The sequence below is a fragment of the Streptomyces sp. NPDC059649 genome (assembly GCF_042734445.1).
Taxonomy (GTDB): Bacteria; Actinomycetota; Actinomycetes; order Streptomycetales; family Streptomycetaceae; genus Streptomyces.
Genome location: NZ_JBHWDV010000009.1, coordinates 63,473 through 81,529 on the forward strand (window position 1 = coordinate 63,473; position 18,057 = coordinate 81,529).

Sequence of the window (18,057 nt, forward strand, 5' to 3'; positions counted from 1 at the left end):
GGCTCAGTCCTTTCGGTGCCTCACCGGTCGCTCGCGCTTGCCCGCGGGCTCCCTGTGCCGTTCCTCGGCCTCCTCAGTGGTGGACTTGAGGGCGTCGGCGACCGCATCCGCGACGCCGCTCAGGGCCCCCTTGGTCTTGCCGCGCGCGCCGCCCTCGGTGACCTCGCCGACGACGTCCGTCAGCTTGGCGGGTGCCTTGCGGCCGGACTCCAGGTCGAGGCGGTTGCAGGCCTCGGCGAAGCGCAGGTAGGTGTCCACGCTGGCCACGACGATGCGGGCATCGACCTTGAGGATCTCCAGACCCACGAGCGAGACGCGGGCGAAGACGTCGATGACGAGTCCGCGGTCCAGGAGCAGTTCGACGATGTCGTAGAGGTTGCCGGTCCCGCCACCACCGGTGGCCACGGCCCCTCCGCCTTGCGGCACTACAGTCACGGTGCCTCCCTTTCACCGGCTCACCCCAGGTCACCCCGGAGTGGCCGTGTCGTTCACTTGGCGAACGGATGGGTGTCGGCGATGCCCGGCCTAGCTCTGGCCGACCTGCCCTCGCGTGTAGCGGCGGGTGCGCTCGTACGACACCAGTTCGCCTTCCTCGTCCAGCGTCACCCGGTAGCTCGCCATCACGCTGCTCGTCGTGGGGACGCGCTCGAGTTCCAGGACTTCCACGTCGGCCATCCAGCCGTCCTCCGTCGGTTGCACCGCGGAGACGGACTCGGGAGCGCGGCCCAGAAGGTCCTGGAGCTGTTCGGCCGCGTAGCGCATCGCCCGCGGCGCGGAAACGCGGCGGGCTGCGCGCTCCGTTCCCCTGTCGCTGGTCCGGTCGCCGGCGTCCGTGTCGCTGCTTTTCCCGGCCGTCTTCTTACGGGTCGGGCGCCGGTCCGGTGTTTCTTCGTCCTCTTCGTCTGCGGCCATGTTTCCTCTCCGAATGCGGAGGTGACATGCTGCCCGCGCCAGGTTCAAGAGGCGCCATTACATGATATACGGCGCTTTGCCCCATCTCTCGGGATAGCTCCCGGGACGGACCGCCCACGGGCGCTCGCATGCCGTGGTCCGGTCGTCGGCGTAACGTCAGCACTGTTCCGGACGGACGGCAGGCCGGAGTGGGTCGTACATGTCAGGACGACAGCGGTGTGGGTGCGAGATGAACGGCGGGGCCGGAACCGACCCGCTGGACCGGGCACTGCTCCGGGTGCTGCTGGACGCCGGGGCGTCCGCCGGCGGCGTGTACGTGCTGGCGGACGACGAGCCGGTGCTGCAGCTGACCGTCATGAGCGGGGTGCCGGCGCCGTTCCTGGAGCCGTGGAGCCGGGTGGCCCTGGCCGCCCCCATCCCGGTCGCGGTCGCCGTCCGCCGGCGGCATCTGGTGTGGGCGGGCAACCATCAGCAGCTGGTCCGTGACTTCCCCCGTACGGCGGTGGCCGTGCCGTACGACTTCGCGCTGGCCGCGGCGCCGATCGGCGACTGGGACGGGGACCGCGCCGAGGGCCGGGGCGCACTGCTGCTGCTGTGGCCGGCCGGGCATCCGTCACGCCTGTCGGCGGACGAGCGAGCCCGCGTGGAGGACGGCTGCCGGCAGCTGGCGGAGGTGCTGGCGCGCCACCCCCGGCGGACCGACGGGAATCCGGCGCGGCCGGTCGAGCCGCGGGTGCTGACCCCGCCGCCGGTCCGGACCGTCGGCCCCCGGGAGGCGTGGGCCGCGGTCGATTTCGCCGAACGCCTGCCGGGCGGCGCCTGCGCGCTCGACCTGGACGGCAGCATCACCCTGATCACGACCGGCGCGGCGGAGCTGCTCGGCGAGGATCCGGACCGGCTGCTCGGGGCGCGCCCCTGGGAGGCACTGCCCTGGCTGCGCGACCCGGCGTTCGAGGACCGGTACCGCGCGGCGGTGATCAGCCGTCAGCCGATGTCCTTCATCGCCTTCCGCCCGCCCGATCGGTGGCTCACCTTCCGGCTCTTCCCGGACGGCCGCGGCCTGAGCGTGCGGATCGCCCCCTCGGAGGTCCCGGCCGGCAAGGAGTACGGCCCGCTGCCGGTGCCCGCACCGGGAGAGGCGGTGCCGCCCCGGGCCGGGCAGATCTACCACGTACTGCATCTGGCGGCCGCGCTCACCGAGGCGGTGGGCGTCCAGGACGTCGTCGACCTCGTCGCCGACCAGATCATGCCGGCGTTCGGCGCCCAGGGCATGCTCATGTACGCGGCGGAGGCCGGCCGGCTGCGGACCATCGGCCACCGTGGTTACCCCACGGAGGCCATCACCGCCTTCGAGGGGCTCGCGCTGGGCGCCGCGAAGAGCCCGGCCGTGCATGCCCTGGCCACCGGGGAGCCCAGCTTCTACACCAGCCCCGAGCAGATGGAACGCGACTACCCCGGGCTGCCGCAGCTGACCGGCAAGGCCGCCCGGGCCGTGCTGCCGCTGATCGTCTCCGGCCGCCCGGTCGGCTGCTGCATCCTCTCCTACGACCGCCCCCGCACCTTCAGCATGGAGGAGCGCCAGGTCCTCACCTCGCTGGCCGGGCTGATCGCACAGGCGCTGGACCGGGCCCGGCTGTACGACGCCAAACACCAGCTGGCCCACGACCTGCAGGCCGGACTGCTGCCGCACAGCCTGCCGCGGGTGCCCGGCCTCGCGGTCGCGGCCCGCTATCTGCCGTCGACCCGCGGGATGGACATCGGCGGCGACTTCTACGACCTGATCCGCCTCGACGCCGACAGCGTGGCCGCGGTCATCGGGGACGTACAGGGCCACAACGCGGCGGCGGCTGCCCTGATGGGGCAGGCCCGTACCGCCGTGCACGCCCATGCGTCGGCGGGCGCGCCCCCGGGCGAGGTGCTGGCCCGGACGAACCGGCTGCTGACCGATCTGGACCCGGACCTGTTCACCAGCTGTCTGTACGTCCACATCAATCTGCGCTCCGGCCTGGCCTGTCTGGCCAGTGCCGGCCACCCGCCGCCGCTGCTCCGCCCTCCCGACCGGCACACCCGGGTGCTGGACGTGCCGCACGGGCTGCTGCTGGGCATCGACCCCGACGCCCGGTACGAGGCCACCGAGATCGACCTGCCGCCGGACTCCGTGCTGGCCCTCTACACCGACGGGCTCGTGGAGCAGCCGGGCGTCGACCTGGACTCCGCGGTCGCGGAGCTGGCCGGCCGGCTGAGCGCGGCACCATCCGGGCAGCCCGACGCCCTCGCGGACATCCTGCTGGAGAACCGGTACTCCGGGGCGGACCGGCAGGACGACGTGGCGCTCATGCTGCTGGCCCCGGACACGATCGGCCCGGACGGGCCCGCTTGACCGCTCCCGCTGCGGGGTAGCCGCCCTTCCCCCGGGGTCGCCCGGCCCCGGCGTGCCCCACGCGAACAGGAGTGATCCGATGTCCGGTGCCTCACCGATCCGCCCGGTCCTGGCGGGTGTTGACGAAGGAAGCGACCAACGGACGGTGGTGCGGCACGCCGCGCGGCAGGCCGGACTGCACCACACCCCGCTGCATCTGCTCCATGTCACCGGCCATCCGGACACCGCCGGCACCGCGGCGGACGAGGCCGGGCACGGCCCGCCGGCCCCGGCCGCCGCGGTCACCGAACGGCTCGCGGAGCTCGCCCGCCGGGAGTTCCCCGGCATCACGGTGACCACGGAGACGGTGCCCGGCCGGCCCGCGCCGGTCCTGCTGGAGCGCGCCGCGACGGCCTCCTTCCTCGTCCTCGGCCACCGCGGCAGCGGCGGTTTCCCCCGGCTGCCGCTGGGGTCGGTCAGCCAGCAGGTGGCCACCCACGCCGACTGCCCGGTCATCGTCGTACGGCCCGGGGAGACCTCCGCGGAGCCGGACAACCGGGTGGTGGTCGGGGTGGCCCTCGGCGACCTCTCGGCGCAGGCCCTGGACGCGGCGTACGAGGAGGCGGCGGCGCGCGGGGCGGGCCTGGAGCTGCTGCACGCCACCTTTCATCCCGGCGAGGTGCCGACCGGCCCCAGTCTGGTCGCGCCCGACTACGAGGCGCTCGACGCGGCCGCGCTGGAGATCCTCCGTACCGAGGCGGCCAAGCGACTCGACCGCTTCCCCGACGTCACCGTGCACGCCCGTGTGGAACGCATCCGCCCGGCGGCGATGCTGACCGAGGCGTCCCGCGGCGCCGCCCTGCTGGTCGTCGGCACCCACGGCCGCCGGGGGCTGCGCCGGCTGATGCTCGGATCGGTGAGCGGTGAGGTGCTGCACCGGGCGGCCGCGCCGGTCCTGGTCGTGCCGGGGCGGGACGGCGACCACCGGGCGTCCTAGACGAGCAGGTCCGTCCAGGGCCCACGCGCCATCACGGGGCGCCGGCAGGCGGGTCGGGACCAGGTGTCAGGGCCAGGTGTCAGGGCCAGGTGCCCGCCCGGAGCGGGGCGCCGCGGCCCAGGGCGCGCTGGGTGCGGTGGAGCAGGCTGCCCGGCGAGCGGTGCAGGGCGGCCCGGGCCGCGTTGGCCCCCGGTGCGCCGTGCACCCCGCCGCCCGGATGCGCGCCGGCCGAGGCCAGGAAGAGCCCCTCGACGGGGGTTTCCGGACGTCCCAGGCCCGGCAGCGGCCGGAAGAACAGCTGCTGGTGGACGGCGGTGGTGCCGCCGTTGATCGCGCCGCCGTGCAGATTGGCGTCCAGTGCCTCCAGGGTGGGCGGGGCGAGGATCCGCCGGGCCTTGATCCGCCCCCGGAAGCCGGGGGCGAACCGCTCGACCTGTGCCTCCACCCGGTCCGCCATCGCCTCCTGCTCCCCGCGGTCCCAGGCGCCGGTGATCCCGCCCTCCTCCGCCGCGTCCCCGCGGACCCGGTGCGGTACGTGGGTGTAGGCCCAGGCCGACTCGGTGCCGGGCGGTGAGCGGGTGGGGTCCGCGGTGGTCATCTGCCCGAACAGCGCGAACGGCCGGTCCGGCACCTGCCCCATCGCGATCTGGGCGGCGAACCGGGTCAGTTCGTCCATCCCGTCGGCGAGGTGCACGGTGCCGGCGGTGGCCGCGGCCTCGGCCGCCCACGGCACCGGGCCGCCCAGCGCCCAGTCCACCTTGAACGTGGCGAAGTCCCACTGGAAGCGCCGCAGATCCGCCAGCAGACGGCCGGGCAGCTCACGGGGGTCGAGCAGCCGGCCGTACAGCGCCGGGACGGACACATCGGCCAGCACCGCCCGGCGCGCCGGCACGGTCTCGCCGATCGCGGTGCGCACCGCCACCGCACGCCCGGTACGTACCACGATCCCGACCACCCGCTCCCCGCAGCGCAGCACCCCGCCGTGCCGTTGCAGCCGCCGGACCAGCGCCGTGGTCAACTCCTGCGCGCCGCCGGCCGGCACCGGGAAGCCGTAGGCCTGCGCCAGCATCGACATCAGCCAGCCGAAGCCGCCGCTGCCCGCCGCTTCCGGGGCGAGGTCGGCGTGCAGCGCGTTGCCCGCCAGCAGCAGCCGCCCGGCCTCCCCGTGGAACTCCTCGTCGCCCAGGCGCCGTACGGGCAGCAGCAGCTGCCGGGCCAGTCGCAGCCCGCCCGCCGCGCGGAGCCGGGCGGCCAGCCGGGCCGTCGCGCGCACCGGGGGGAACGGGGTGAACAGGGCCCGGAGCAGGTCCGGGCCGATCCGGTCCCAGATGCCGCACAGCCCCTGCCAGGCGACCCCGTCGCCGGCACCGAAGGTCTCCAGTGCGGCCGCGGTGTCCCCGGGGGAGCGGTCCAGCACCGCGCAGCGGCCGTCCGTGAGCGGATGGGCCAGCACCCGGGGCGCATGGCTCCACACCAGCCCCTGCTCGTACAGGTCCAGGCGGGCGAGGACCGGCGAGGCGGCGGCCAGCGGGTAGAAGGAGCTGCACAGGTCACTGACGTAATCGGCGTGCACGCCACGGTCGCTGCGGACCGCTCCGCCCGGCTCCTCCTGCTCCTCCAGCACCTCCACCGTCCAGCCGGCGTCGGCCAGCAGGTTGGCCGCGACCAGCCCGTTGGGCCCGGCCCCGATCACCACTGCGTCCGGCATCGCCGTCTCCCGTCAGGAAACCGCCCTCCGCGTCGGCCCGGCACCCCGCCGCATCAGGAAGAACCGGCGCGGCACCCCCGCCGCGTCAGGAGGAACCGGCGCGGCTCACCCGGCCTGCTCCACCAGCTCCTTGAACTGCTGCAGATCGCTGCGCAGACCCCGCTCGATGGCGGCGGCCTGGGCGAAGCCCTTGGGCCCGCCGAAGGTCTCGGTGATGGTGCCCGGCTCGTACTCGAAGCGGGCCTGCAGGCGGGTGTGCGCGTCGTCGAGGGGCAGCAGCGAGAAGGCGCCGCCCAGGGTGGGCCCGCTCGTGGTCCGCCACGTCATCACGTTCTCCCCGCCCCGGTCGGTGATGGTGACCTCGAACTCCCGGGTGCGGCCGCCCGCCTCGACGTCCAGCCGGGTCCGCTCGCCCTCCGACCGGGCCGCCCGCACACCGTCCAGGAACTGCGGATAGGACTCCGCACGATGCAGGCATTCCCATGCCGTATCGAGCGGAACGCTGATGTCTATGTGTTCTTCGAGAGTGCTCATCAGGCACCTCACAGCTCGGCTCATGGCACGCGATTACGCTTCCAGGGTGCCCCGCCCCCAGCCCGGCGGCGACCCGGCCGGGAGGGCGCCGGGCGCCGTGTTTTCCCGGGGCCGGTCCGGCGGTCGGGGCGCGGACCCGGCCATGGCCCGGCGGACCGGCGCTAGGTCCGCGGCGCCGCGAAGGTCTGTTCGCGGACGAAGTCGCAGGAACGGCGCAGGAGGCGGGAGATGTGCATCTGGGAGAGGCCGACCCGGTCGCCTATCTCCTTCTGCGTCAGGCCCATGAAGTAGCGCAGGTAGAGGATGCGGCGTTCACGCTCCGGGAGCATGCGCAGGCCCGCGGTGGCCGCCGCGCGGTCGTCGACCAGGGCCAGTGCGGGGTCCTCCTGGCCGACGAGTTCGCCGAGCGTGTCGGAGCCGTCGCCGCCCAGGGGACGTTCCAGGGACAGGATGGTGAAGGTGTTCTCGGCGTCGAGGCCGAGCAGGACCTCGTCCTGGGTGAGGCCGGTGTGGGCGGCCAGGTCGCGTACGGTGACCTCCTGCTGACCGGCGCGGGCGGACAGCTCCTCGCGGGCGCGGAAGACCTTGGTCCGCAGGTCCTTGACGCTGCGTGGGACGTGCACCGCCCACATCGCGTCGCGGAAGTGCCGCTTGAGCTCCCCGACGATGGTGGGCACCGCGAACGCGCCGAACGGGGTGTCCGCCCCCGGGTCGAACGCGTCGATCGCCTTGAGCAGTCCGAGCGCGGCCACCTGCCGCAGGTCCTCGTCGCTCTCCCCGCGGCCGGTGTAGCGGCGGGCCAGCCGGTGGGCCATCGGCAGCCAGGCCCGCAGGATCTCCTCGCGCAGCCTCTCCTTGCGGTCACCGTCGGCCAGCGTGGCCAGTTCCTCGAAGGCCGGGCCGGTGTCCGGGTCCAGGTGCGCGTACCGGCCGGAACCGGCACCGCTGGTCATCGCAGCTCACGCCTCCCGATCAGCCATGTCTCCCTGCCCGCGGGCGGTCCGCCCGCTGCTCGTCGAGCTCATCGTTTCCACTGTGCGGCCAGGGGCGGATGCGCGCGAGACGACCGGGGGCCCGGCCCGCCGCGCCGCCCGGGCCGGGGCCCACGGTGGGAGAATGGAAGGGAGGACGAGCCACGCCTCGGGTCCGCAGGCGGTGGGTGAGGGAACCGGCGCGGTGCCCCCCGGTGACGAACGGCTCGGCTCAGCGGCCCCCGTGCCGGGGATTCCCCGGCACGGGGTCGTCCGATCCGAAGGGGGACACGACCGTGCCCGAGGAGCGTCCGGACGAGACCGGGCCCGAGGACCGACGACGCAGCGGCAGCGAGCCGGTCACGGCCCGCAGCCCGCTGCGGCTCCGGCTGGTCCTGTCGGCCGCCGCGGTGGTGGTCTTCGGCGCGGGAACGGCTCGCTTCGCGGTGTGGTCGGCCGCCTCCGGCCCGCAGGACTCCCCCGGCCCGACCGTGCTGCTGGTCCTGGCCGTGGTCTGCGCGGTGCTGGTGCTCGTCGCCGCGCTGGACCTCGTCGTCCTGCTGCGCCGCATCCGCCGCGAGCGGCGCCCGTCCACCGGGCCGGGCGGTGGCTGAGCCCCGGACTCAGCGAGCCAGGGCCGGGATGATGCCGCCCGCCAGGACCGCCTCGCGCCGGCCGGGCGAGAGCCGGTGATGGACCGGATACTCCTCGTCGCGGGTGGTGTTGCGGACGCGCAGGGCCGGCGGGCCGGGCGCGGCGAGCGCCTCGTGCAGGCCGGTGAGCCGCAGCCGGTCCCCGGGCTCGATGCGCCGGTAGTCGTCCGGATCGTCGAATTCCAGCGCCAGAACGCCGAAGTTGGCGAGGTTCTGCCAGTGGATACGGGCGTAGGACTTGGCGATGACGGCGCGTAGGCCGAGATAGCGCGGAGTGATGGCGGCGTGTTCCCGTGAGGAGCCCTGCCCGTAATTCTCCCCGGCGACGATGACATGACCGCCGCCTTCCTGGGCCGCTGTCGCGCGCCGGGGATATTCCGGGTCGAGCCGGGTCAGGGTGAATTCCGCGAGTTCCGGGATGTTGGACCGGTAGGGCAGGGCCCGGGCGCCCGCCGGGGAGATCTCGTCGGTCGAGACGTCGTCACCTGCCTTGAGGAGAACGGGGAGTTCCAACTCGTCCGGCAGCGGGTCGAGTTCGGGCAGTGCGGAGATGTTGGGGCCGCGTTCCAGCTCCACCCGCCGCGCCTCGTCCGGTGGCAACGGCGGCTCCAGCATGGCGTCGTTGACGGATACCGGATCCGGGGCGTCCGGTGCCGGCGGGTCCATGGCGAAGCGGGCGGCCCAGGCGCGGGGATCGGTGATGGCGCCGGTCAGCGCGGAGGCGGTGGCGGTTTCCGGCGAGCACAGCCAGACCGCGTCGTCGTGGGTGCCGGAACGGCCGGGGAAGTTCCGCGGGAAGGTACGCAGCGAATTGCGGCCCGCGGCCGGTGCCTCCCCCATGCCGATGCAGCCGAGACAGCCCGACTGGTGAATTCTGGCACCGGCCGCGATCAGTTCGAAGGTGGCCCCGCACCGGGTCAGGTCCTGGAGGATCTCCCGGGAGGTGGGATTGATGTCGAAGCTCACTCCGGGGGCGGTCTGCCGCCCCTTCACCATGGCGGCGGGCACCGCGAAGTCGCGGAATCCGGGGTTCGCGGAGGATCCGATGACGACCTGTCCGACCGGTTCCCCGGCGACCTCCCGTACGCCGACGACATTTCCCGGCGAGGTCGGCCGGGCGATCAGGGGTTCCAGCGATGCCAGGTCGATCTCCTCCGCCAGGTCATACGCGACATCCGGTTCCGCGACGATTTCGGTGAAGTCGGCGCCGCGTCCGACCGCTTCGAGGAATGCCCGTACGGCGGCGTCGGCGGGGAAAACGGTGGTGGTGGCGCCGAGTTCCGCGCCCATATTGGCGATGACGTGCCGGTCCATGGCGGTGAGGGAGGCCAGTCCGGGTCCGTGGTATTCGAGGATGCGGTGCACGCCGCCCTGGACGCCGTGGCGGCGCAGCATTTCCAGGATGACGTCCTTGGCGCTCACCCACGGCGGGAGTTCGCCGGTCAGCCGGATTCCCCAGATCTCCGGCATGGTGAGGTGCAGCGGCCGTCCGGCCATGGCGAGCGCCACTTCCAGCCCGCCGGTTCCGATCGCCAGCATTCCCAGGGATCCGCCGGCGCAGGTGTGGGAATCCGAACCGGCCAGGGTTTTCCCGGGAATTCCGAAGTGCTGCATATGCGTCGGATGGGAGACGCCGTTCCCGGGTTTGGAGAACCACAGTCCGAAACGGCGGGCGGCCGAGCGCAGGAAGAGGTGGTCCTCCGCATTGCGCTCGTCGGCCTGCAGGATGTTGTGGTCGACGTACTGCACGCTGACCTCGGTCCGCACCCGGTCCAGCGCCAGCGCCTCCAGCTCCTGCATCACCAGCGTTCCGGTGGCGTCCTGAGTGAGCGTCTGGTCCACCCGGAGGGCGATCTCCTCGCCCGGCTCCATACGGCCGGACACCAGGTGGTCGCCGATCAATCGCTGCGTCACGGCCCCATGCGAACGCCCCATTTGTTCATGTTAGCCCTCCTCTGACGCGCCCCGCCGTGCTCCGCGGCCGGCGGGACACCGGTCCATGATCCTCCGCATCTGGGGCAGACTTGTCGGACAGGACGGGCCGCAGCGGGAGAGGGAGAACGACATGGCCGGCAGGCAACCGCAGCGGCGACCGGTCGTCGCGCTCTACGAGCGCATGGTCGAGGCGGTCCGGGACGGCACGTACCCACCGGGCTCCACCCTCCCGACCGAGCCCCGGCTCGCCGCCGAGCTGGGCGTGAGCCGCCCGGCGCTGCGGGAGGCGCTGATCCTGCTCCAGGAGGACGGCGTGATCAACGTACGGCGCGGGGTCGGCCGCACGGTCAGCCACCATCTGCCACCGCGCGGTTTCGAGTACCTCAAGCCGGTCGAGGAGCTGCTGGGCGAGGGCCGCCAGGTCGCCACCACCGCCCTGGCCCGTACGTACGAGGAGCCGACCGACTTCTCCACCCAGCATCTGCTGTTGCCGGGCACCTGCCGGGTGCGCTTCTGGGAGAGCCTCGTCGAGGTGGCCGGTCTACCCTCGTGCCTGACGCAGGAGTGGGCGGCGCGGGACGAGCTGCTGGCGGAGCTGCTGCCGGCGGCGGTGGAGGCGTTCGACGGGCCGGCGGCGGGCTCGTCGTCGATGCTCCGGCTGCTGCTCGCGGCCGGGCGCGGGCTGCCGCTGACCGGCGGCAGCACGGTCGTGGCCACCACGCTCGGCCGGCAGCGCGGGGCGCAGCTGGGCCGGCCGGCCGACACCCCCGCGGTGCTGGTCACCCAGGTCGTCCGGCTGGACCGTACGCCGCTGCTGGCGGCCAAGCACATGCTGCCGCCGGGCGCGCCCGCCCTGCCGGTCTGGCAGGCCCGGTAGCCGGCCGGGGGGGCGGCCGGTGGGCCGAGGGGTGGCCGGTGGGCCGACGGGCGGCAGGCCGGCCACGCCGGGACGCCCCGCAGCGCCGCCGGCCGGCGTGCCTCCCCGGCCCACGTGCGCCGGCACGCTTTCGCCGTCCCCGGGAAGTCGTGTCATACTCCCGCCCCATGACCTTGTCTGACAAGCTGCCGCTGGCGGCTCCCCATGTCCTCGACGAGCAGCAGATCCGGCGCGCCCCCAAGGTGCTGCTGCACGACCATCTCGACGGCGGTCTGCGCCCCGCCACGGTCATCGAGCTGGCCGCGCACACCGGGTACCGGAATCTGCCCAGCACCGACCCCGCCGAGCTGGGCCGCTGGTTCCGCGACGCCGCCGATTCCGGTTCGCTGGAGCGCTACCTGGAGACGTTCGCGCACACCTGCGCGGTCATGCAGACCCCGGAGGCGCTCTTCCGGATCGCCGCCGAGTGCGCCGAGGACCTCGCGGCCGACGGCGTGGTCTACGCCGAGGTGCGCTACGCCCCCGAGCAGCACCTGGCCGGCGGGCTGACCCTGGACGAGGTCGTGGACGCGGTCAACGCAGGGTTCCGGGAGGGCGAGCGCCGGGCCGCGGCCGCCGGCCACCGCATCCGGGTCGGCACCTTGCTCTGCGCCATGCGGCACGCGGACCGCTCCCGGGAAATCGCCCGGCTCGCGGTCGCGCACCGTGACCGCGGGGTGGCCGGGTTCGACATCGCCGGCGGCGAGATCGGCAACCCGGCGAGCAAGCACGCCGAGGCGTTCGACTACCTCCGCGCCCAGGGCGCCCAGGTGACCATCCACGCCGGGGAGGCCGTCGGCATGGACTCCATCCACGAGGCGGTGCTGCGCTGCGGCGCCCACCGCATCGGCCACGGCGTACGCATCACCGACGACCTCTCGACCGGTCCCGACGGCCGGGTCACGCTGGGCCGGCTCGCCTCGTACGTCCGCGACATGCGGATCGCCCTGGAGGTGTGCCCCACCTCCAACCTCCAGACGGGCGCCGCCACGAGCTACCCCGAGCACCCGATCGACCTGCTCCGCCGGCTCGGCTTCCGGGTGTGCCTCAACACCGACAACCGCCTGGTCAGCGGCACGACGATGACGCAGGAGTTCCAGCACCTGGCCACCACCTTCGGCTACGGCGCGGCCGAGCTGGAGGAGTTCACGGTCAACGCGGTCAAGGCCGCCTTCCTCCCCTTCGACGAGCGCACCGCGCTGCTCAACGAGGTCGTCCTCCCCGGCTACGCCCGACTGCGCGCCGAGGAACTCGGCCGCGTCCCGGCCGGCGCGGGCAGCCTTGTCTGACAGCTGGCCACCACGACGGGCCGGCGGCCGGGCGACGTGAGCCCGGGCCCGTTGGCCCGTCCGCCGGCCCGCCCGTCCGCACCAGCTACCAGGACGACTTGGTGACGCCGGGGAGGAACCCGGCGTGCGCCTGCTGCCGCACCCGCACCCGGGACAGGCCGAACTTCCGCAGGTGCCCGCGCGGCCGCCCGTCCACACTGTCCCGGTTCCGCACCCGCGTCGCACTCGCATCGCGCGGCTGCCGGCGCAACTCCGCCTGCGCGGCCGCGCGTTCGCCCTCGGTCGACGAGGGCCGCCGGATGATCTCCTTCAGCTCCGCGCGCCGGGTCGCATACCGCTCGACGATCACCTTGCGCCGCTCGTTCTTGGCGATCTTGCTCCGCTTGGCCATCAGACCTTCCCCCCTCGCGCGCGGATGCGCGCCACCGCGGCCTCGACCCCGAGGGCGTCGACCGTCTTGATCCCCTTGGCGCTGAGCGTGAGCCGGACGTACCGACCCTCGCTCGCGAGCCAGTAGCGCTTGCGCTGGATGTTCGGGTCGAACCGGCGGGACGTCCGGCGGTGCGAATGGGAAACGGTCTTGCCGAAGCCCGGTTTGGCGCCGGTCAGTTGGCAGTGGGCGGACATGTACGGACTCCCTCTCGTCGGCCTGAGCCTCGATCGCGGCCCCGGCCCTGATCTCACCGACCACGTTAACCGTAATGGAAACCATTTCCAAATGCTGTCCATGGCTTCCATGCCCCGTGCCAGCACCCCACCTCCCGGCCGCTCACTCGCGCGGAGGGCCGGCGGCGCGTGTGCCGCGCCGCGAGGGGTAGGCCGTAACGGGGCCGCGACACCGGGGCGCGCCGCTGCCGTCGGCGCCGCCCGCGGCCGATACTTGAACCGCCGGACCGCCCGCCCACCAGGAGGTACCCGTGAAGATGCTGATCAACGTGCCGGAGACCGTCGTCGCGGATGCGCTGCGGGGGATGGCCGCCGCGCATCCGGAGCTGGTGGTGGACGCCGAGAACCGGGTGGTGGTGCGGCGGGACGCGCCGGTGGCGGAGAAGGTGGCGCTGCTGTCGGGCGGCGGCAGCGGGCACGAGCCGCTGCACGCGGGTTTCGTCGGGCCCGGGATGCTGGACGCGGCGTGCCCCGGAGAGGTGTTCACCTCGCCCGTGCCGGACCAGATGGTGCGGGCGGCGGCCGCGGTGGACAGCGGGCGCGGGGTGCTGTTCGTGGTGAAGAACTACACGGGGGACGTGCTCAACTTCCAGATGGCGGCGGAGCTGGCGGAGGACGAGGGGATCCAGGTCGCCAGCGTGCTGGTGGACGACGACGTGGCGGTGACGGACTCGACGTTCACGGCGGGCCGGCGCGGCACGGGCGCGACGCTGTTCGTGGAGAAGATCGCCGGAGCGGCGGCCGAGGAGGGCATGCCGCTGGAGCGGGTGGAGGCGGTGGCCCGGCAGGTCGTCGGATCCTCGCGCAGCTTCGGGGTGGCGCTCGCCGCCTGCACCACGCCGGCCAAGGGCAGCCCGACGTTCGAACTGCCCGCCGGGGAGCTGGAGTTGGGGGTGGGGATCCACGGCGAGCCGGGGCGGGAGCGCCGGCCGATGATGACCTCGCGGGAGATCGCGGACGTCGCGTTGGACGCGGTCCTGGAGGATCTCCAACCGCGGCTGCCGGTGCTGGTCCTGGTCAACGGCATGGGCGCGACACCGCTGCTGGAGCTGTACGGGTTCGCCGCGGAGGTGCGCCGGGTGCTCGACGAGCGGAAGGTGGCGGTGGCCCGTACGCTCGTCGGCAACTATGTGACGTCGCTGGACATGGCGGGCGCTTCGGTGACGCTGTGCCAGGTGGACGGGGAGCTGCTGCGGCTGTGGGACGCGCCGGTGGAGACGGCCGCGCTCCGGTGGGGCCGGTAGCGGACACCCCCGGCGGCGCCGGTTCGTTTACCCGTCCTGGTGCTCGTGTATGTAGCTGGGTACCCGTTGCCGCAGGTGAACCGAGGGCAACCCGATCTGAGGAGAGTGGTCCGTGTCCGGAACGGCCCTGGATGCCGCGTTCTTCGTGTGCTGGATGACGACGGCGGCCGCCGCCATCGACCGGGAGGCGGAGCGGCTCACCGAGCTGGACTCGGCCATCGGCGATGCCGACCACGGCACGAACATGCAGCGCGGTTTCGCGGCGGTGGTGAAGCTGGTGGAGGCGGAGCCGCCGGCGACGCCCGGGGCGGTGCTGACCGCGGCCGGGCGGCAGCTGATCTCCAGCGTGGGCGGGGCGTCCGGACCGCTGTACGGCACGCTGCTGCGGCGTACCGGGAAGACGCTGGGGGACGCCGCCGAGGTCTCCGCGGAGGAGCTGCGGGCCGGGCTGCGCGCCGGGGTGGACGCGGTGGGGCAGCTCGGCGGGTCGGCGCCGGGTGACAAGACGATGCTGGACGCGCTGGTGCCCGGTGTGGAGGGGCTGGCCACGTCCTTCGAGGCGGCGGCCGAGGCGGCCGAGGAGGGCGCGCGGTCGACGGTGCCGATGCTGGCCAAGAAGGGCCGGGCGAGCTATCTGGGCGCGCGCAGCATCGGGCATCAGGACCCGGGGGCGACGTCCTCGGCGCTGCTGTTCGCGGCACTCGCCGAGGTGGCGAAGTGAGCCGCGGTGGCGAAGTGACCGGCGGGGGCCCGGCCGGCGGCGGGGAGGCGCTGGTCGGGGTGGTGCTGGTGTCGCACAGCGGGCCGGTCGCCGAGTCCGTGGCCGCGCTGGCCGTCGGGCTGGCCGGCGGCGGCGCCAAGGCGCCGGTGGCGGCCGCGGGCGGCACTCCGGACGGCGGTCTGGGCACCAGCGCGGAGCTGATCACCGAGGCGGCCCGGCGGGTGGACCGGGGTGCGGGGGTGGCGCTGCTGGTCGATCTGGGCAGCGCGGTGCTGACCGTCAAGGCGCTGATCGCCGAGGGGGACGAACTCCCCGCGGGCGCACGGCTGGTGGACGCCCCTTTCGTGGAGGGTGCGGTGGCCGCGGTGGTGACCGCCTCGGCGGGGGCGGATCTGGACGCGGTCGCGGCGGCGGCCGGCGAGGCGTACGGGTACCGGAAGGAATGAGCGGACGGACGGGCCCGTGGGATACGGACGGGCCCGTGGGATCGCGGTGCCTCCGGCCCGGTCTCCGGGTCCGTCGTCAGGGCTTGCGGGCGATGGCGGCGTAGCAGGCGGCCTCGGCGTCGGTGACGTGGGTGGCGTCGGCGGGGTCGTCCGGTCGCCACTGGTGGGAGAGGGTGACGCCCGGGTCCAGCAGTTCCCAGCCGTCGAAGAAGCGGAGGAACTCGGGGCGGGTGCGGAACTGGAGGCGGGTGCCGGCGTCGCCGTAGATCTTGAGGATCTTCCGCATCGCCTCGGGGGCGAAGTCGGCGGTGGCGTGGCTCATGGCGAGCGTGGAGCCGCTGGGGAGCGCCGATTTGAGGGTGTCGACGATGGTGTGGGCGCGGTCCGAGCCGTCGTCGGGGACGAAGTGCATCAGGGCGTTGAGGCTGAGGGCGACCGGCCGGGACAGGTCGAGGGTGTCGAGGAGTTGCGGTGCGCCGAGGACGCCCCCGGGGTCGGTGACGTCGGCCTGGACGTAGGCGGTGCGGCCCTCGGGGGTGCTGAGCAGCAGGGCGGCGGCGTGCGCGAGGACGATCGGGTCGTTGTCGGTGTAGACGACCCGGGCGTCGGGGGCGATGCCCTGGGCGATGTCGTGCAGGTTGGGCGGGGTGGGGATGCCGGTGCCGATGTCGAGGAACTGGCGCAGGCCGGACTCGGCGAGGAAGCGGGTGGCGCGGTGCATGAACTCGCGGTTGATGCGGGCCGCGACGAGCGCGGCGGGGAACACCGCGAGCACGCTGCCGGCGGCCATCCGGTCGGCCAGGAAGTTGGTCTTGCCGCCCAGGAAGTAGTCGTAGATCCGGGACGAGTGCGCCCGGTCCAGCTGTAGGTCCACCACGGGCTCGGGTCCGTTCATCGTCCGCTGCCTCCCCAGGTACGGAACACCGCTCGGGCCCGGCGCCGCCTGGCGGGGCGGACCAGGGGAGCACGTCATGGAACCGTGCGCCCCCAAGCGCGCGCTTTCGGCCGTTGTGCGCTGGGCTGTGGGAGCTCTGCCCGGTGACGGCCGGATCATGCGGGGCGCACACCCGCGCGGGCAGTGACAGTGCGCCATCCCGGTGCCACGATTCGTCACATGCCATCGTCACGGGTAATCATATGAATACGCAGCGGAAGATTTTTGCGCCCCTCGTGCCACAATCGGGCCCAGTTTCCTGTTCATTGGAGGGTGAGGGCAAACCGTCCTCCCGCTGTCCCCGGCGCCCCGCCACCCGGTCAGCGGTGCACGGCCAACGGAACGAGGACTGCTCGTGAGCGCAGACCGGGACCGACTTCTGCCGGCGTGCGCCCCGGCGCACACCCTCATGACGGAGTTAGCCGCGCTCCCCCGGTGCCCGCTTCCGCCCGTCACATCGGACCGGTCCCACCGTCAGATGTCGATAACCTTCGAGGCCTTCCTCGCGACCCATGCCCGCAAGTGGCTCACCTATGCCTATCTGCACACGGGCAGTGAGGCCGCGGCCCGCGAGGTCACCCTGGCCGCCTACGAGCAGCTCGGCCGACTGTGGCCGCACGCGCTGCGGCAGGCATCGGTGGAGGCGTACGCCTGGTCGGTCCTCAAGGAGCGGGTGGTGGAGTGGCTCTACGACCACCAGCAGCCCACCGCTCTGACCGAGACTGCCGCCTTCGCCGTCGTCACCCATGCCCTGCTGCGCGAGTGCCAGCAGCAGTTCGCCATGCTGGAAAGCCAGTTGGGGCTGTACGCGGCGATCGCCAGACTGCCGGAGCGGCAGTGCGACGTGATCGTGCTCCGGCACGTCATCGGCTACAGCGACGCGCAGATCGGCGCCCTGCTCGGCGTCGACGAAGTCACCGTCCGCTCCTACGCCAGCCGCGGCAAACGCAAGCTCGCCGCGGCGCTCGGTATCGATCAGGGACATCCCAGGGGGAACTGACCATGTCGCACACCCATTCCGCGGACCGCCGGGAGACCGTCGAGACGCTGCTCGGCGCCGCCGCCGCGATGTCCGGGACGGACGGTCCGGCGGGCCTGTACCGTCTCGACGGCCCCACGCCGCCCGGCGGCCCCCGCCGGATCGGCGTCCCCGTTCCGGCGGGCGCGCTCGCGGCGGACGGGACGCGGCCGGCCGGTCCGGCGGGCCGGGCGGACCGGGCCGCGCCGAGCGGCTATCCGAGCGCCCGGGACGAGGCCACCCATGAACTCCAGCTGGCGTGTGCGCTGGTGGTGAACGCCGCGGCGGCCGCGGCCAGTCTGGAGCGGCTGGTCAACGACCACCACATCGACCCCGAGGGCGCGCTGGTCTTCGCCTGTCTGCTGCACATCACGGGCCGCACCGACGCGGCGCACTTCTGGTGGCACTTCGGCGCCGGCGCCGGCAGCCGGACCGCCGCGTACTGCCTGTACCTCTCGCACCGCCGCAACGGTGAGTACCGCGACGCCGCCTACTGGCGGGAGCAGGCCGCGCACGGGCCCGACGAGGAGCGGCCGTCGGCGGCCGCGTTCGACGAGAAGCAGCTGCTCCCGGACGCGGCCCGGCACAACCTCCTGGTCCAGTGGCACAGCGGGCTCGCGCCGACCCTGCCGGCCGCCCTGGAGCATGTGATCAACCAACTCGTCGTGGACAGCGACGACGAGGACTTCGGGGAGGTCCCGCGCCCCTCCCCCACCCTGGTCCGGGACCTCGGCCGGACCACCTAGCCGGCGGC

The 18,057-nt window shown here is 73.6% G+C and carries 19 protein-coding genes; 10 read left to right on the forward strand and 9 right to left on the reverse strand.

From position 1 onward, the window contains the following. Positions 1 to 3 precede the first annotated feature (3 nt). A complete protein-coding gene (locus ACFV1J_RS13670; RefSeq protein ID WP_385857516.1) occupies positions 4 to 435 on the reverse strand; it encodes a gas vesicle structural protein GvpA in 432 nt (143 codons plus the stop codon). 90 nt (positions 436 to 525) lie between these two features. Further along, positions 526 to 912 carry a gas vesicle protein gene (locus ACFV1J_RS13675; RefSeq protein ID WP_385857517.1) on the reverse strand — a complete coding sequence of 129 codons (387 nt, stop codon included), beginning with the start codon at positions 910 to 912 and terminating at the stop codon, positions 526 to 528. Between the two features lie 229 nt (positions 913 to 1,141). On the opposite strand from ACFV1J_RS13675, the gene ACFV1J_RS13680 reads away from it, so the two are divergent. Both ACFV1J_RS13680 and ACFV1J_RS13685 read left to right on the forward strand, forming a co-directional pair. Further along, entirely contained in the window at positions 1,142 to 3,292 is a 2,151-nt protein-coding gene (locus ACFV1J_RS13680) for a SpoIIE family protein phosphatase (RefSeq protein WP_385857518.1), read from the forward strand. 79 nt (positions 3,293 to 3,371) lie between these two features. Next, positions 3,372 to 4,268: a universal stress protein gene (locus tag ACFV1J_RS13685; protein WP_385857519.1), complete on the forward strand. Its 897-nt coding sequence runs from the start codon at positions 3,372 to 3,374 to the stop codon at positions 4,266 to 4,268. A 79-nt stretch (positions 4,269 to 4,347) separates the two neighbouring features. On the opposite strand, the gene ACFV1J_RS13690 is transcribed toward ACFV1J_RS13685, so the two are convergent. The 3 genes from ACFV1J_RS13690 to ACFV1J_RS13700 form a co-directional block, all read right to left on the reverse strand. Further along, the gene (locus ACFV1J_RS13690; protein WP_385857520.1) at positions 4,348 to 5,976 is read right to left on the reverse strand and encodes a phytoene desaturase family protein; all 1,629 of its coding nucleotides are present in this window, start codon (positions 5,974 to 5,976) and stop codon (positions 4,348 to 4,350) included. 105 nt (positions 5,977 to 6,081) lie between these two features. Continuing rightward, positions 6,082 to 6,510: an SRPBCC family protein gene (locus ACFV1J_RS13695; RefSeq protein ID WP_385857521.1), complete on the reverse strand. Its 429-nt coding sequence runs from the start codon at positions 6,508 to 6,510 to the stop codon at positions 6,082 to 6,084. A gap of 161 nt (positions 6,511 to 6,671) precedes the next feature. Continuing rightward, the gene (locus ACFV1J_RS13700) at positions 6,672 to 7,463 is read right to left on the reverse strand and encodes a SigB/SigF/SigG family RNA polymerase sigma factor (protein ID WP_385857522.1); all 792 of its coding nucleotides are present in this window, start codon (positions 7,461 to 7,463) and stop codon (positions 6,672 to 6,674) included. A 314-nt stretch (positions 7,464 to 7,777) separates the two neighbouring features. Here ACFV1J_RS13700 and ACFV1J_RS13705 point away from each other — a divergent pair, with 314 nt between their 5' ends. Then, the gene (locus ACFV1J_RS13705) at positions 7,778 to 8,095 is read left to right on the forward strand and encodes a DUF6343 family protein (protein ID WP_385857523.1); all 318 of its coding nucleotides are present in this window, start codon (positions 7,778 to 7,780) and stop codon (positions 8,093 to 8,095) included. A 9-nt stretch (positions 8,096 to 8,104) separates the two neighbouring features. Here the strand turns inward: ACFV1J_RS13705 and ACFV1J_RS13710 are convergent, their stop codons facing one another. Continuing rightward, positions 8,105 to 10,069 (reverse strand): aconitate hydratase, encoded by a 1,965-nt coding sequence (locus ACFV1J_RS13710; RefSeq protein WP_385857524.1) that lies wholly within the window; start codon positions 10,067 to 10,069, stop codon positions 8,105 to 8,107. A 130-nt stretch (positions 10,070 to 10,199) separates the two neighbouring features. On the opposite strand from ACFV1J_RS13710, the gene ACFV1J_RS13715 reads away from it, so the two are divergent. Both ACFV1J_RS13715 and ACFV1J_RS13720 read left to right on the forward strand, forming a co-directional pair. Further along, positions 10,200 to 10,946 carry a GntR family transcriptional regulator gene (locus tag ACFV1J_RS13715; RefSeq protein WP_385857526.1) on the forward strand — a complete coding sequence of 249 codons (747 nt, stop codon included), beginning with the start codon at positions 10,200 to 10,202 and terminating at the stop codon, positions 10,944 to 10,946. Between the two features lie 167 nt (positions 10,947 to 11,113). Beyond that, on the forward strand, positions 11,114 to 12,274 hold the full coding sequence (locus ACFV1J_RS13720) for an adenosine deaminase (RefSeq protein ID WP_385857527.1): 1,161 nt from the start codon (positions 11,114 to 11,116) through the stop codon (positions 12,272 to 12,274). An 85-nt stretch (positions 12,275 to 12,359) separates the two neighbouring features. Here ACFV1J_RS13720 and rpsN read toward each other — a convergent pair whose 3' ends face one another. After that, complete coding sequence (gene rpsN, locus ACFV1J_RS13725; protein ID WP_385857528.1) at positions 12,360 to 12,665, reverse strand: 30S ribosomal protein S14; 306 nt, start codon at positions 12,663 to 12,665, stop codon at positions 12,360 to 12,362. Next, on the reverse strand, positions 12,665 to 12,901 hold the full coding sequence (gene rpmB / locus ACFV1J_RS13730; RefSeq protein ID WP_385857530.1) for a 50S ribosomal protein L28: 237 nt from the start codon (positions 12,899 to 12,901) through the stop codon (positions 12,665 to 12,667). Before rpmB ends, rpsN begins: the two co-directional genes overlap by 1 nt. Before the next feature lie 290 nt (positions 12,902 to 13,191). On the opposite strand from rpmB, the gene dhaK reads away from it, so the two are divergent. The 3 genes from dhaK (at position 13,192) to ACFV1J_RS13745 (ending at position 15,351) form a co-directional block, all read left to right on the forward strand. Beyond that, complete coding sequence (gene dhaK, locus ACFV1J_RS13735; RefSeq protein ID WP_385857531.1) at positions 13,192 to 14,184, forward strand: dihydroxyacetone kinase subunit DhaK; 993 nt, start codon at positions 13,192 to 13,194, stop codon at positions 14,182 to 14,184. 112 nt (positions 14,185 to 14,296) lie between these two features. Continuing rightward, positions 14,297 to 14,905 (forward strand): dihydroxyacetone kinase subunit DhaL, encoded by a 609-nt coding sequence (dhaL, locus tag ACFV1J_RS13740; RefSeq protein WP_385857532.1) that lies wholly within the window; start codon positions 14,297 to 14,299, stop codon positions 14,903 to 14,905. Continuing rightward, the gene (locus ACFV1J_RS13745; RefSeq protein WP_385857533.1) at positions 14,902 to 15,351 is read left to right on the forward strand and encodes a PTS-dependent dihydroxyacetone kinase phosphotransferase subunit DhaM; all 450 of its coding nucleotides are present in this window, start codon (positions 14,902 to 14,904) and stop codon (positions 15,349 to 15,351) included. Before dhaL ends, ACFV1J_RS13745 begins: the two co-directional genes overlap by 4 nt. Positions 15,352 to 15,427: 76 nt before the next feature. Here the strand turns inward: ACFV1J_RS13745 and ACFV1J_RS13750 are convergent, their stop codons facing one another. After that, positions 15,428 to 16,246 (reverse strand): SAM-dependent methyltransferase, encoded by an 819-nt coding sequence (locus tag ACFV1J_RS13750; protein WP_385857534.1) that lies wholly within the window; start codon positions 16,244 to 16,246, stop codon positions 15,428 to 15,430. 517 nt (positions 16,247 to 16,763) lie between these two features. Here ACFV1J_RS13750 and ACFV1J_RS13755 point away from each other — a divergent pair. Together ACFV1J_RS13755 and ACFV1J_RS13760 are read left to right on the forward strand one after the other, a co-directional pair. Continuing rightward, positions 16,764 to 17,285 (forward strand): RNA polymerase sigma factor, encoded by a 522-nt coding sequence (locus tag ACFV1J_RS13755; protein ID WP_385857535.1) that lies wholly within the window; start codon positions 16,764 to 16,766, stop codon positions 17,283 to 17,285. 2 nt (positions 17,286 to 17,287) lie between these two features. Beyond that, positions 17,288 to 18,049, forward strand: coding sequence for a hypothetical protein (locus ACFV1J_RS13760; RefSeq protein ID WP_385857537.1), 762 nt, complete (start codon positions 17,288 to 17,290; stop codon positions 18,047 to 18,049). The last annotated feature ends 8 nt before the right edge of the window (positions 18,050 to 18,057 follow it).

Coding starts and splice junctions, on each gene's coding strand:
- rpmB (WP_385857530.1), bottom strand. CDS start 12,901: ATGTCCGCCCACTGCCAACTGACCGGCGCCAAACCGGGCTTCGGCAAG.
- ACFV1J_RS13685 (WP_385857519.1), top strand. CDS start 3,372: ATGTCCGGTGCCTCACCGATCCGCCCGGTCCTGGCGGGTGTTGACGAA.
- ACFV1J_RS13680 (WP_385857518.1), top strand. CDS start 1,142: ATGAACGGCGGGGCCGGAACCGACCCGCTGGACCGGGCACTGCTCCGG.
- rpsN (WP_385857528.1), bottom strand. CDS start 12,665: ATGGCCAAGCGGAGCAAGATCGCCAAGAACGAGCGGCGCAAGGTGATC.
- ACFV1J_RS13700 (WP_385857522.1), bottom strand. CDS start 7,463: ATGACCAGCGGTGCCGGTTCCGGCCGGTACGCGCACCTGGACCCGGAC.
- ACFV1J_RS13675 (WP_385857517.1), bottom strand. CDS start 912: ATGGCCGCAGACGAAGAGGACGAAGAAACACCGGACCGGCGCCCGACC.
- ACFV1J_RS13720 (WP_385857527.1), top strand. CDS start 11,114: ATGACCTTGTCTGACAAGCTGCCGCTGGCGGCTCCCCATGTCCTCGAC.
- ACFV1J_RS13760 (WP_385857537.1), top strand. CDS start 17,288: ATGTCGCACACCCATTCCGCGGACCGCCGGGAGACCGTCGAGACGCTG.
- ACFV1J_RS13695 (WP_385857521.1), bottom strand. CDS start 6,510: ATGAGCACTCTCGAAGAACACATAGACATCAGCGTTCCGCTCGATACG.
- ACFV1J_RS13690 (WP_385857520.1), bottom strand. CDS start 5,976: ATGCCGGACGCAGTGGTGATCGGGGCCGGGCCCAACGGGCTGGTCGCG.
- ACFV1J_RS13710 (WP_385857524.1), bottom strand. CDS start 10,069: ATGGGGCGTTCGCATGGGGCCGTGACGCAGCGATTGATCGGCGACCAC.
- ACFV1J_RS13755 (WP_385857535.1), top strand. CDS start 16,764: ATGTCGATAACCTTCGAGGCCTTCCTCGCGACCCATGCCCGCAAGTGG.
- ACFV1J_RS13715 (WP_385857526.1), top strand. CDS start 10,200: ATGGCCGGCAGGCAACCGCAGCGGCGACCGGTCGTCGCGCTCTACGAG.
- ACFV1J_RS13750 (WP_385857534.1), bottom strand. CDS start 16,246: ATGAACGGACCCGAGCCCGTGGTGGACCTACAGCTGGACCGGGCGCAC.